Origin of the sequence: Bradyrhizobium liaoningense (assembly GCF_018130825.1) — a bacterium.
GTDB classification, from domain to species: domain Bacteria; phylum Pseudomonadota; class Alphaproteobacteria; order Rhizobiales; family Xanthobacteraceae; genus Bradyrhizobium; species Bradyrhizobium liaoningense_B.
In genome coordinates this window covers 688,704-702,415 of sequence record NZ_JAFCJS010000001.1, presented here as the reverse complement: position 1 = coordinate 702,415, position 13,712 = coordinate 688,704, and the positions used below count along the sequence as shown (strand labels likewise).

The 13,712-nt window shown below is 65.5% G+C and carries 7 protein-coding genes; 2 read left to right on the top strand and 5 right to left on the bottom strand.

The features are described 5' to 3' along the window. Positions 1-5: 5 nt before the first annotated feature. From JQ603_RS03385 to JQ603_RS03370, 4 genes are all read right to left on the bottom strand, one after another. Positions 6-737 (bottom strand): ABC transporter ATP-binding protein, encoded by a 732-nt coding sequence (locus JQ603_RS03385; RefSeq protein ID WP_212336486.1) that lies wholly within the window; start codon positions 735-737, stop codon positions 6-8. Next, positions 730-2,400 (bottom strand): branched-chain amino acid ABC transporter ATP-binding protein/permease, encoded by a 1,671-nt coding sequence (locus JQ603_RS03380; RefSeq protein WP_349630690.1) that lies wholly within the window; start codon positions 2,398-2,400, stop codon positions 730-732. Before JQ603_RS03380 ends, JQ603_RS03385 begins: the two co-directional genes overlap by 8 nt. Beyond that, the gene (locus JQ603_RS03375) at positions 2,397-3,272 is read right to left on the bottom strand and encodes a branched-chain amino acid ABC transporter permease (RefSeq protein ID WP_212336484.1); all 876 of its coding nucleotides are present in this window, start codon (positions 3,270-3,272) and stop codon (positions 2,397-2,399) included. Before JQ603_RS03375 ends, JQ603_RS03380 begins: the two co-directional genes overlap by 4 nt. Before the next feature lie 61 nt (positions 3,273-3,333). Further along, positions 3,334-4,554 carry an amino acid ABC transporter substrate-binding protein gene (locus tag JQ603_RS03370; protein WP_212336482.1) on the bottom strand — a complete coding sequence of 407 codons (1,221 nt, stop codon included), beginning with the start codon at positions 4,552-4,554 and terminating at the stop codon, positions 3,334-3,336. Positions 4,555-4,725: 171 nt separating this feature from the next. Between JQ603_RS03370 and JQ603_RS03365 the strand changes: the two genes are divergently transcribed. Both JQ603_RS03365 and JQ603_RS03360 read left to right on the top strand, forming a co-directional pair. Next, on the top strand, positions 4,726-5,676 hold the full coding sequence (locus JQ603_RS03365; protein WP_245003361.1) for a helix-turn-helix domain-containing protein: 951 nt from the start codon (positions 4,726-4,728) through the stop codon (positions 5,674-5,676). Positions 5,677-5,901: 225 nt separating this feature from the next. After that, positions 5,902-9,006 carry an ATP-binding protein gene (locus tag JQ603_RS03360; protein ID WP_212336480.1) on the top strand — a complete coding sequence of 1,035 codons (3,105 nt, stop codon included), beginning with the start codon at positions 5,902-5,904 and terminating at the stop codon, positions 9,004-9,006. A gap of 87 nt (positions 9,007-9,093) precedes the next feature. Here JQ603_RS03360 and JQ603_RS03355 read toward each other — a convergent pair whose 3' ends face one another. After that, positions 9,094-12,915: a Dyp-type peroxidase domain-containing protein gene (locus JQ603_RS03355; RefSeq protein ID WP_212336478.1), complete on the bottom strand. Its 3,822-nt coding sequence runs from the start codon at positions 12,913-12,915 to the stop codon at positions 9,094-9,096. Positions 12,916-13,712: the final 797 nt, after the last annotated feature.

Here is a 13,712-nt window from a genome sequence, read left to right as displayed (position 1 = left end):
GGTGATCAATGTGGGGACGATGTGGCGCGCGCCTTGCCGAGATAGGCGCGCTGGATCTCGGGATCGTTCTTCATGGCGCTCGCGAGCCCGCTGCCGGCGTTGCGGCCGGACTCGATCAGGTAGACGCGGTCGGCGATGTCGAGGCTGGCGCGTGCATTCTGCTCGACCAGCAACACGCCGACGCCGTCGGCGCGGATCTGCGCCAGCGCGCGGAACACCTCGCGGCTGAGCAAAGGCGACAGGCCGAGCGAGGGCTCGTCGAGCAGGAGCAGCAGCGGGTTCGACATCAGCGCCCGGCCGATCGCCACCATCTGCTGCTCGCCGCCGCTCATGGTGCGGACGGCCTGGGTCATGCGCTCGGCAAGGCGCGGGAACAGCTTTAGGATCCTTGCGAGCCGGTCCGCTTCGCCTTCGCGGGCGCGCGCGGGATAGGCGCCGAGCTGCAAATTCTCGGCAACCGTTAGTTCGCCGAAGACGCCGCGTCCCTCAGGTACCAGGGCAATGCCGCGCTCCACGATCAGATGGGCGGGCAGCTCGCCGATGCTCTGTCCCTCGAACCTGATCGTCGCGCCCGGCGCAGGCCTGACCAGCCCGGCGATGCTCTTGAGCAAGGTGGACTTGCCGGCGCCGTTGGCGCCGAGGATCGCGACGATCTCGCCCTGCTTGATGCCGAGCGCAATTTCGGCGAGCGCCTGATGCTTGCCGTAGAAGTGGGAGAGGGCGGCGACCTCAAGCATCGTCACCTCCGAGATAGGCGGCAACGACCTTCGGATCGGTAAGGACATCGTCCGGCGTGCCGCGCGCGATCACGCTGCCGGCGTTCATGACGATGCAATGGCCGCACAGCGCGCGGATCGCATCCATGACATGCTCGACCATGATGATGGTGAGGCCGCGGTCGCGCAGTTTCGCGATCAGGGCGATGCCGGTCTCGAGCTCGCTCGGATTGAGGCCCGCCAGCCATTCGTCAAGCAGCACGAGGCGCGGCTGCAGCGCCAGCGCGCGGGCAAGCTCGAGCCGCTTCTGGTCGATATAGGTCAATTCGCTGGCGGGGGCTTCGTGCATGGTGCCGAGTCCGACCAGATCCAGCAGCTCGCGTCCCGTTGCGTCCGAACCGCTTGACGTCGAGAACAGTCGCGCCGCCGCGACGTTCTCGGCGACGGTCAGGTCCGGCATCACCCGCACCAGCTGGAACGTGCGCGCAAGCCCCAGGCGCGCGATCTGGTGCGCGCGCAGGCCGTTGAGGACGGTGCCGCTGAAGCGGATCGTGCCCGACGAGGGGCGCAGGGCCCCGGACAGCGTATTCAGCAGCGTCGTCTTGCCGGAGCCGTTCGGGCCGATGATGCCGATGATCTCGCCCGGCGCGACCGTGAAGCTGACGTCCTCGACGGCGCGCAGCCCGCTGAACGATTTGCTGACGCCGTCGACCGCGAGCAGCGTTGCATCCGTCTTACGGACGGAAGCGGCGGCGGGATGCCCCGCCGGAACGCGCCAGCGGCCCGCCCCGAACAGGCCGATCACGCCGTTCGGCAGCACCATGACGATGAGGACGAAGATGATGCCGAGCACGATGCTGAAATGGTTGGGCAGCGCCGCGGTCAGCACCTCAAACAGCAGCACCAGTGGAACGACGCCGAGCACGGGCCCGAACAGCGAGCCGGCACCGCCGAGCAGGGCCATGATCACGACCTGGAAGGAGATGGTCGGGTTGAAGGCGATCGCGGGATCGATATAGGTCCAGCGCGGCGCCATCACCGCGCCGGTCATCGCCATGAACGTCGCGCTCAGAATGAAGACGCCGAGCTTGATGCGCGTCGCGTCGATGCCGGAATGGCTGGCCGCGGTCTCGTCGGCACCGATGGCGCGCAAGGCCAGCCCGTAGCGCGAGCGTCCGAGCAGCCAGCCGACCAGGAAGACGATCGCGGTCAAGCCCAGCAGCTGCCAGTAGAGAATGTCCTGCGTCACCGCGCTGAAGAGATAGCGCCCGACCGATTTATGGATGTTGACCTCGTACCAGATCACGAGCTGCCGGATCAGCTCGGCCAGCCCGAAGGAGAAGATCACGAAATAGATGCCTGACAGCCGCAGCGTCGAAAGTCCGGTGATGGCGGCGGTGAGGGCGCCGACGCCGGCCGCGGCCAGCAGCACGACCGGCCAGGGCATGGTCTCACCCAACACCGCGGCCGTGTAGGCGCCGAGGCCGAAGAAGGCGACGGTCGCAAGCGAGATGTAGCGGGTGGGACCCGAGAACATCGCCCACGCCGTCGCAAGGATCGTGAAATAGAGGACGCTGATACCGAGCGCGAGATAATAGCCGTTGGCATAGAGCGGATAGGTGACAACAGCCGCAGCCAGGGCAAGGGCGGCACACCACAGCACTGCACGCATCGGCCCGGTCACGACGCAGCTCTCCCGAACAGGCCGGTCGGCCGGATCAGCAGCACGCCGAGAAACAGCGCGTAGGTCGCCGCCAGCGTCAGCCCGGGATCGACCAGCCGCGCCACCGCGGTCTCGACCACGCCGAGCAGCAGCCCCGCAACCAGCGCGCCCAGGACGTTGCCGACGCCGCCCATGATGACGACCACCAGCGCCTTCATGGTGAAGACCACACCCATCGCCGCATTGAAGGTGAGGAACATGCTGACCAGCACGCCGCCGACGGCGACGAGGCCGCCGCCAAAGGCAAACGCCAGTCCGGACAAGGCCGCCACGTCGATCCCGACGAGGCGCGCGGCGTTGGCATCGACCGCGATGGCGCGCACCGCGGTGCCGATGCGCGTGCGGGTGAGGGCGAGATAAACGGCGCCGCCGACAACGGCCGCAAACAGCAGTGCGACGAGGCGATTGACCGCAAGCGTCGAGCCCATGATCGTCAGCGGGATGGAGAGATAGCTGTAGCTGTAATACTGGCCGCCGAAGGCGACCAGCATGGCGCCCTGGATCACGAACAGCACGCCGAAGGTCACGAGGATGCTGTCGATCTCCTGCGCACCGCGGTCCTTGCCTCGCCGCATCAGCCGCTCGAGCAGGAAGCGATAGAGCAGCCAGTTCAGCAGCATCGCGATCGGGACTGCGAGCAGCAGTGCGGCCAGCGGGCTCAGCCCCAGACCGCTGTAGAGCGAGAACGCGCCGAAGGCGGCCGCGACCAGCGACTCCCCGTAGGACAGGTTCATGATCCGCGCCACGCCGTATTGCAGCGTCAGCCCGAGCGCGATCAGCGCGTACATGCCGCCGAGCACGAGGCCCGGCAGGATGATGTCGACAAGCAGCATGAAACGGAGCCCTTCGAGCGGACGGCAGGCAGGCCTCGCAGCGCAAGGCCTGCCAACGGCCTTACTGCCACTGTGCCTTGGGCACGACCGGCGCACGTGCACCCGGCAGCGAGGCCGGCGCGAGTGCGTAGAACTCGCCGTTCTGCCACTGGCCGACGCTCCACACTTCCTGGAGCAGCCCGTCCTTCAGCTTGACCTTGCCGATGATGGTGTCGAACGTGCCCGAGCGGATTTCCGCCGCGACCGCGGCCCGATCGAGCTTGCCGACCTTTTCGATTGCCTGCTGCAGCACCTGAAGGCTGGCATAGGTGATCGAGCTCGCCCAGCGATCGGGCTCCTTGCCGGTCGCGGCCTTGTGGCGCGCGAGATAGTCCTTCAGCTGGGGCGAGTCCGCGTTCCAGCCGCCGATCCCCATCACGCCGTCACTGTTGGCAGCGAACTTGCCCTTGTAGAGCGGGAAGGCGGTGCCAACGCCGACGTAGAAGACCTTCGGATTGAACTTCAGCAGCTGCGCCTGTTCGGTCAGCGCGATCGTATCCGGCGGATAGCTGAAGGCGATGAACGCATCCGGGTTCGAGGCGACCGCGTCCTTCAGCAGCGGCTGGAGATCCTGCGCTCCCATCGGATAGGTCTTGTCATAGGTGAGGGTGAAGCCGTGCTTCTTGAAGGCTTCGCGGCCGGCGGCGGAGAGCTCGATGCCGAACTGATCGGCGACGCTGACCATCGCGACATTCGCGCCGATCTTGCCTTCGCTCTTCAGCTTGCCGAGCAGGTCCGCCAAACCCTCGGAGATCTGCGCCGACGTGCCGAGCCAGAACGTCGCGTTCGACCAGCGCTTGGCGAGCTCCGGCGCCTTGTCGGTCACCGAGGTCACCGCGAGGTGAGGGTAGCCGAGACGGTTCAGGGTCGGACCGACCGCAAGGTTGAGGCCCGTGCTCCAGGGCGGAAGAATGAAATCGACCTTGTCCTGGTTGGCGAGGCGCTCGATCGCCTTGACGGCTTCCTCCGAGCTGCTGCGGTCGTCATATTCGACCACCTCGATCGGCAGCTTCTTGTCGCCGAGCTTGATGCCGCCGGCGGCATTCACGTCCTTCACCCACAGCTCGTAATTGGGCAGGGTGGTGATGCCGGCGCCGCCGGCATAGGGACCTGTCTTGGAAATGGCATAGCCGATCCGGATCTTCTCCTGCGCATCGGCCGCGGACGCAAAGCTCCCCAGCGCCGTGGCGACAGCCAAAAGGCCGGTGACGCGCAGCAACGTTCGACGGTTCGCCGAAAACATGTCGATCCTCCCTCGTGTTTCACTCAAGCGGTTGTTCGCTACGTGTGAGTGGGTCGTTCCTCTTGGTCCCGGCTTCTTTTCGGCGCCGCTTCATGAAGGCGGCCGCGACCAGGACTTGACCTAGCAAGCACCGAGGGGTTTGTTCGCACAATGGACAAATCCGGCGAAAGATTGGACGTTTCTGGTCGCGACGGCCAGGTGCGTCGAGGCGTCGCGGGCACCGGTCCAGCGGCCGCGAGCGGCGCTGCGCCTGTCGGCGCCGAGCTGATCGCCCCGCACTACGTTGCGCGGCGCTGGATGCTCTCGTCCAAAACAGCCCGGCCGTTCATTCATCTGCTCTGCCTGCACGCCGGAGCGGCCGCCGAAGTCGGCAGGCCCGGCAAGACGATGACCTTCACTGGCCCGGCCATTGTCTGGCTGCCGGCGGGATCAGCCGAATGGCTCGAGGTGTCGGCCGGCGCGACTGCCGAGCTGCTGCAGCTGCGCGCGGGCGTGTGGCATCGCTATCTGCCGCCGTCGGCCGAGCCTGCCTATCTCGCGCTCGAAGCCGCCGGCGGCATCATGGCGCTGCCGGTCGAGGCCGGGCTCGTGACCACGATGTCCCGGTCGATCGCGGCGATCGCCGCCGAGATCGCATCGCCTGCCCGCAGTGGTGCGGCGTCGATCATGTCGGCCGAGCTGACTCTGTGCGTGCTGCGCTTCTGGCGCCTATTCGCCGGCGATAGCGACCGCGACGAGGAGGGGAGCAGTACCGAGATCCTGAGCCGCTTCCGCCGGCTGCTAGAGGAGCGCTATCAGCAGCATCTGCGCGTCAGTGACTATGCCAACCTTCTCGGCATGACGCCGGATCGACTGCACGCGCTGTGCAGCCGCGAGCTGAAGCGCTCGCCGAGCGAGCTGATCCAGCAGCGTCTCGTCCAGGAAGCCGCGACCCGGCTCGAGGCCGGCACCGTGGCCGTCAAGCAGATCGCCTTTGCGCTGGGCTTCAAGGATACAGCTTACTTCAGCCGCTTCTTCCGCAAGCACACCGATGAGGCACCGGGTGTCTGGCGCCGGCGCGTCGCGGCGCGCGTGCGAGCGGGCCGATCCAGGCCGACGCTCAACTTTGCCGACTGGCCGTGAGGGCTTGGCAAGACACCAAATGCATCAGTTTTTGAATGGGTTAGGTATCCAAATGACGACGCCGAGACCGATCTGCGCCAACCACGTTCGCGTGAAGATTTACTCCAATATTCGCTAAGGCTAGCCGGAGTTCCAAGGGCGTGTATGATGCCCTGCGGCATCCGGTCTGGCGCCAGCTGGGGACCGTGCTTGCTGTGCGGGAACGGGCTGGCCTCGACAGCGACCATGAAGACGCAGACCCGCGAACCGAAAGGCGAACGTCATCGATTGACGGTGCTTTTCTCTGACCTCGTCGGGTCCACCGTTTTGGGCAGAGATATGGAGTCGGAGCACCTTTCCGAACTCCTGAGCCAACTGCGGGAGATCTGGCATCGCGCGGTAGCCAGGCACGAAGGTCGCATCATCAGAACGCAAGGTGACGGCGCGCTCGCCGTGTTCGGCTATCCCAGGTCCGGCGAGGATGACGGTCGTCGTGCCGCGGAAGCTGCAATCGATATTCACCAATGGGTCGAGCAGGTGCGCCACGATGGCGTGTCGCCGGCGCTGATGCCGCTTCGCATGCATTCCGGTATCCATGCCGGCACCCTGCTCCTGACGGAAGGGGACATCGAGTCCGGCCGCTATGACCTGATCGGCGACGTCGTGAACACGGCGGCGCACCTGTCGCGCTACGCCGCCCCTGGCCAGATCCTCGCCAGCGTTGATGCCCTGGGGCCGAATGCCAATTTCTTCGAGCTCGGCGAACATCTCCAGACGGTGGGTGCGGGATCCGGAATGCCGCCGGCACGGGTGGTGCTGGGACGAAGCACGGCGACGCGCAGATTTGAGGCGACGTCTCGCCGCGGCCTGACGCCCTTCATTGGCCGCGACGAGATATTCAGCTTTCTGACTGGCTTTCTGCGCGAGACCCAGCCGGCCACGCAACGTTGCGCGATCGTCGTCGGCGGTCCCGGGCTCGGAAAGACGCGCCTGCTGGAAGAAGTGCTGCACCAATTCGGCACCGATCAGTTCAGGCTGCTGCGGGGCAATTGCGAGAGTTATGTCGGTGCCGAAGTCCTGCAGCCGTTCCTGCAGATGTTGCGCGCCTGCCTGGGAATACGACCGGACGCTTCCATCGCCGAGGCCGAAGAGACGGCCCGCATCGCTCTGCAGCCATGGGCCGCGCAGCTCGGTCCGCGCGCAGAAACGATCCTCGGGCTGGCGTCGACCGGCGCCGATGCACGCGGCGGCCGGATGACCGTCGATGGCGTGGTCGGTGACCTCCTCGGATTCTTTACGGCCCTGGCTGCGCGGGGCGCGCTGGTGCTGGTGATCGACGACTGGCAGTGGTCCGATGACGCGAGCCGGCAGTTGCTGGAGGCACTGCTGCAATTGCCCAATGGGCCGCGCATCATCCTCGCCAGCCGGCCGCGCGACGACGGCACCGAATGGATTTCCAGCGCGCCGCACATGCCGTTGGAGCCGTTTCAGGGGCCGGAAACCGACCTTGCCGTCAGGCGCTGGGTGCCGCAGGCCGATCCCTTCCTGGTGGCCCGCATTCATGCCTATGCCGGCGGGGTGCCGCTGTTCATCGAAGAGCTGTGCCATTCCGTTGCGGCCAACGATCCTAACTCGTTCGAAATGCGCAGCAAGCAAGGATGGATCGCGACGCTGGTCGCCTCGCGCCTGGCGCGCCTGCCGCCGGATCAAGCGAACGTGGTGCGTGCCGCGGCGGTCATCGGAAACACGGTGCCGAACGGCTTGCTGGTTGCGGCCTGCGGCAGCGAGCCCGACCCGACGACGATGCGGGCATTGGCTGACTCGGATTTTCTCTTTGCCGATCCGGCGGGCGGTGTGCTTCGCTTCAAGCATGGCATCACGCGGGACGCGGTGTACGACACGATCGGCCTGCACGAGCGTCAGGCGTTGCACAAGCGTATCGAAACCACCTTGTTGTCGCGATCCGAGCAGGCCGATCGCGAAGACACGCTGGAAGCCCTCGCTTACCACGCGCGCGGCGCAGGTCGTTGGGAAAGCGCGGCCCATTATGCCGAACGCGCCGGCGACAAGGCCATGGCTGCGTTCGCGCTGGACCGTGCCCGTGTCCAGTATCAGGTCGCCATGGAAGCGCTGGATCGCGTGCCGGACCGCTCGCGCGAGCAATCCCTGCGCTGGTGCTTGCTGACCAACAAGTTAGGTATGGTCACGATATTCGACCCGCTATCGCTGACTGACGATGTCACCGTGTTCGAGCGGGCGGTTGCGATTGCGTGCTCGCTCGGCGACACCGTCGCGATGGTCAGTTCATATGAATGGCTCGGCTGGATGTGCTATGCGTTCGGCCGATTTCGCGCTGGTGTGACACACACAAGGACAGCACTGGAGCTCGCGCGCAAGCTCGGTGACCACCGCCTGATTGCCCACATCGAAGCCACGCTGGGCCAGATTCTCGCCGCAAGCTGCCAGTACGACGAAGCCATCGCCTTGATCGACGCTGCCATCTCGACCAAGCAGCAACGCAGCCGGCGGCACGGCGCCATCTCCATCGGCTCAGCCTACGCGCTGTCGTGCAAGGGCGGCGTCCTGGCGGATCGCGGCGATTTCGACGGCGCTCACGAATGTTTCAGCGAAGCCATGGCCCTGGTCGAAGGCTCGACCCACCCGGTCGTCAATTCGGTGCGCAACTGGATCTCGGTCGCGCTGGTCTGGCAAGGCCGCTGGCAGGAGGCGGAGCGATTAGCCGTCGAAGGCGCACGTGTTGCCGAAAACACGCGCAGCCTGCTGCTGTTGGCGGATTGCCGCGCCGCGTCCGGATTTGCCCGCTGGTCCGCGACCGCCGATGCCGATGGGTTGCAGCAATTGCGCAACGCCGCGCAGTGGATGGAAGCGCGAAACTTCCACTTCTACACGTCGGTTCAATACAGCTGGCTGGTCGAGGCCGCCGCGGCCGATGGCGACGTCGACACGGCACGGCGGTACGCCGCTTATGTCCTGGGCCGCGCGCGTGAAGGCGAACGTGTGGGCGAGGCGATGGCCTGCCGCTCGCTTGCGAGGCTTGCAGCCTCGCGCCGGGAGTTTGGACGAAGCCAGCGCTGGTTGCAGCGCGCCGAGATCTCCGCAGGCTGGCGCGGATCACTGCGCGATGCGGCCCTGAACCTCGCCCTGCGCGGCGAGCTTCTCGCGGGGCAGGGGCAGGGTGACGCGGCCCGCCAGACCATTACGGAAGCCGCCGAGAAACTGCAGGCGCTCGGCATGCACTGGCATGCGGAGCAGGCGAGCCGGCTCGTCATCGGCACGCCCGTCATCCACGCCAGCGATCAGCTCGGTAGCGGTCAGCATTTTGCTGTCTAGCCAAAGCGCAACGCGATCAGGATGAACCGTCATCGCGCTTTGTATGATTGTCTGGGCATGCGCAAATCCATTCCGCGTCATGCGGCTCTAGGGTGAAGGCGGGCTCGGCGGCGCGGGAACCCTTCCGTTCATCGTCAGGCTCATTGGAATGGGGCCGGCGCGCAAGGGTAGCGGCGTCTCCACCAGTGCGCTGAAGAAACCCAGCATCACTGCCAGTGCCGGGTCTGCTCCGGGACATGAATGCGTGGGATGCCCCTCGACCCTGCGGTTGCCGCCGAAGGCGTGATAGATGTCCTGACGACCTTCGGCGAGACTTTGCTGGGTGGCGGAGACCGCGCCGGCGACGATGACGTCTCCCGGCCTGATCTCGACATCTCCGATGGTGTGCGACACGATGGCTGTCCGCCAGATCAGTTCGGGCACCGCGCGGAGTTGCATGGCCGGGATGAAGTCGTCTCTCAGCCGGTTCAGGGCGTCGGTGTAGTTCTCCGCCACCGTGCCGGCATAGCGAGCGCGCAACGCCCACAGCGTCCCTTCACGCAGCCATTCGTTCAATATCCTGCGCAGGTTTCCGTCGACGGTCGGAATGAAGCCCATCATGGCGCCGGCGATCGTACGCGCCACGAAGGGTATGTCGCCGGTGCCCCGCGGCGAGTTGTAAACCGCCTTCGTGACTGGTCCGTTGGTCGGCCCGAACTGCGTCAGGAAACTTTCCATGGCACTGCGCGCAGCCTCGCCATGTGCCGCGCCGACCGCCTCCACTGTCTTGTTCGGATGAGGCTGGAAGATGTAGCGCGAAGGGGAGAGGAAATGGCCGGGATAACCGGGCGCCTCGCCTGGCTTCCAATCCCAGCGATAGCCGACGCGGCGGAAATACCCCCCGTCTTCGCTCAACCCGAACCACTCTTCGCAGAAGGCGGCGAGCAGCGGATCCACCAGTTCGTGCACGTCGACGGTCAGTTCCCAGCTCGCTTCGCCGTCGTCGGCGGCATAACCAATGGTCTGCTTGACCATGAAGCCCAGCACCTTCTGTGTGACCGCGCGCGCCAGCTCGAATGCGGCGGGTTGGTCGAGGGCCATGATCGCAGCGTTGCAGGCTGCGGATTCCTGCTCGTAGACCTTGTCTGGCTGTCCGGCGTCGCGGCCAAGATAGAGGATGCCGAACGACCGCAGCATGCGGGGAAGATAGCCGGTGATGGTCAGCTTGGTGTCGGAATCGGCAAAGACCTTAGAGACCATGTCGCGGTCGGCCACCAAGACCCCGAAGGGCGTGCGGAGCGCGCCGTAATGGCGCTCGCGGATCGCAGCCCAGATCGACGCGTTGACGAAATGCGAGGCTGAATCCGGATCTTCGAGCGCCGTCTTCCACGCGGCCATCGCCGCGGCTTCACCCTGCCGGCTCTCGATCAGGCGCAGACGCGCGATCTCTTTTTCGCCCTCATCCGCGCTCCACGTCACCGCCGGTTTGCGCCCCTGGCTCGCCGCCCATTGCTGCAGATCGGCAAGCGCCTTTTTCGATGGCGCAAAGAAATACGCGCCCCATTCCAGACGTACGAACGGACGCGGTTCGTCGTGGAGCCGGTCCGAGCCATCCAGCGCGACGCGAACGGTCTGGCCGCCATGCTCGAAACGGAAATGTCGAAGCCGGCCGGGTTCGGCGAGGCCGAGGAAAGGATCGCTTTCCCCGGACGAGGATCCCGAACTGTTGCCGCCGGCCAGCCAGCTCTGCACCACCTCGAACTGCTCGCCGAGGCTGGCATTGTAGGCCATGAAAACCAGGCCGCGCTCTGGCTGCGGGGCGGATTTGGCGGCTTGCGGGTCGACGGGCGGACCGTAGGACATGCCGCGCCTGACGATCCGTGGGGGCCGGGCACCGGCATCCGCCTTGGTGATCGAGACGCGCGGATTGGCGCGCCGTATGTGCGCGTGGAACGGGCACAGTTGGGCCTGCTGATCTGCGTCGTAGTTGAAGTCGTTGTAGCCCTGGTCAGGGGGCGGAGTAGGGGTCAGGGGTTGGCCGGCCTGGGGATGGCCCGTCGGCCAGCGTCCCATCATCTTGGCCATCAGCGTCTCGCGCGTCAGGGCAGGTGCGTCCGGTCCGACCGTCTCGGTCGCCTGTCGCGTAGCGCGGGACAGGACGTCCTCGAGCTGCTCAACATCCTGTCGCAGCTTGCGCAGCGCCATGAAGCTGCCGTCGCGGAGCATCGCGTGAGCACGGTTGGTCGCATCGCCGAGCGGCGCCGTCACGTCGGCGAGGTTCGGGTAGCCGCACAAGATCTCGCCGAGATGCACCCGATTGGAATAGATCTCGCCGGCCTGGTCCTCGTACAGCACCGGGTTCGAACTGCCGTCGGCGAAACCAAAATGGTCCTTCATGTTCTCGGAGGACCCAACACGTTGCCGCTGCATCCACTGGATCGAGAGCGGCCTGACGCCTGGATCCACCTCGACCAGGCGGTTCATTTCGGCCATCAACGGTTTTCTCGCATCCGCCGTCGTTTGCGGGTCCTTGTTCGGGTCCTTGGTCAGCAGGCGAAGCTGAAGGACGGCATGGACGGAGCTCATGCTGATGCGCGCCGCAGGATCGTTTTCGCTCAGGTCCGGCGCGTCGATGCCGCGCGCCCAGTTGCTTGCCGGAAGGCGCCAGCGCTGGGGATGATTCCAGCGCACGTCGCCGAGCAGGCCGGCGCGTCTTTCCATGCCCTGCAAAAACTCTTCCGGCAGTGTGCGGACCTCTGCGTCGGTCAATCCGGCGTGACGCAGCCCCTCGACCGTGAATGCGATGTTGGTGACGATCTGCCCCGGGGTGAGCTTGTCAGCTTCGGACGTCACCTGCAGGACGTTGAGAAACGCAGCCAGTGCCGCTGGATTGGCGAACTGCAGCAGCAGAAGGCAGCCGTGATCCGAAGCGGGGTAGGCGGAGAGAATCCCGCCTTGCACGTTGCTGCGATCCTGCAACGGCGGTTGGGGCGGCAGGACGAGCGGCAGGTTTTGCCTTACCGGCGCCACGTCGGGCGGGGTCAGCAACCAGTTCAGCGCCTCTTCATAGCGCCGGCGGGCGCGCTTGACGCCTTCCGCATAGGCGGGGGCGTTGATCATGGTGACGAATTCCGGCAGCAGCTCGTGGGCGGCCCGATGCAGCACCACCCCGTCATGCGTCCCCGGCGGATAGAAGTCGGCCAGATGGTAGAGCCCCGCCAGCGCTAATATGCCGTGGCGAAAGGCAGGTCGGCCGGCCGCTTCGGGGGTGAGCGGTTTGCTGAATCCGGCATTGGTCGGATCGACGCCGCCCTGGAATATCGAGCCTCGCGCAATCTCTTCCGGCGACGGAACCCTGATCCGCGTGACGATCTGATCGGCGCCGGCGCCCGAGGTGCGCCGATAAACCCGCTCCTCCATCCGCAGGAAGCGCGTGTCATCCACGGTCAGGTCGGGGGTGGCATAGAGGAAATAGGCTTCGGTCTGCATGCTCTTGAGCCAGATGCCCCAGTTTTCGTATGTGCTCTCGTGACCGAGCGGATAGTGATCGGTATTGCAGAAGATGAGGTCGAGCAGCCGCGCGGCCTTCTGCCAGATGACGCGGACATAGGCTTCCCAGGAGCCATCGAATGTCGCGGTCAGCAGCACATAGTCCACGGCGTCCACGGAGTCGTCTTCGGGTTCGAGCACGGCGATGCCCACCGAGTGGATGCGTCCGACGCGGTCCACGGAGTCGGACAGCACGCGGGCGAGCTCGTATTCATATGCGTTGGCGCGTCCGCCATTCAGCGCCCGCAACACGTATTTGACGCGCGTCTTGTACGTGGTCGCATCCAGGGACGGCACGAACCCCTTCTTGATCGGAGCCATCACCCTGAAATCCGATGTGCCGGCCATGCTGCCGGTCTTGATGGTCAAATCACGACGCATCTTTTTGCCTCCCTGGCGGTTGGCGGCTGAACCTCGGCGTGTTTCAGCCTGTAATACTGCTTTTGCGTGCTATTCTTCGGAATGCAATTCGAGTCGGAATGTCGAAGGCTTTTGGTCGCAATGGTCACGGGAGCTAGCTTCGGCGTCGGCCACAACCTGCACGGCTGATCGACCGATGACGTCGCTCAACTCTGCCGGTTCCCCATGCTTGCTTCTATGAACTGGCCCACAATTCCCGACCTTTCCTTCGGCGGCGCGCCGAACAGTCCCGCGAGCCCGACAGCCTCTGCCGCATCGGGACCCCTTAGCGGTCCAGGACCAACGAGCGCTGGGGAGGGCGCCTCACCTCGGATCAAGCCGATCTGCGACGCCGCGCTGTCTCGGTCCGGGCCGAGCCTTCCCGGCAATCAATCGCGCGAGTCCAGCCATTGCACGCGCCGCGCCCACGATCCGCTCCGCATGTCGCGATCCAGCTCCGCATGTGGTTGGGCGGCGAGCTGCTGGGACCACCAGCGGGTATGCCTCGACCTGGCGGTCTGGATGGCCGCACGCAGCGCCAGCCGCGCAGACGGGGCAGGTCCTGCGAGCGCCCGGAAGCTCTACGAACACGCAAGGAGGCTGCCGCCGCCCGGATCTGCACCACCATATCCACAATTCGCATAAGGTATATTATGGAATATCTTTATATACAATTGGATCAGATATTTAGACAGAATTCCTGCCACCGCACCTTCGCTTCAGCGTCATTTCCGGCCCGGCGTTCCACCATCGTCCCAGCTCTTGACGGCTACTGTGCA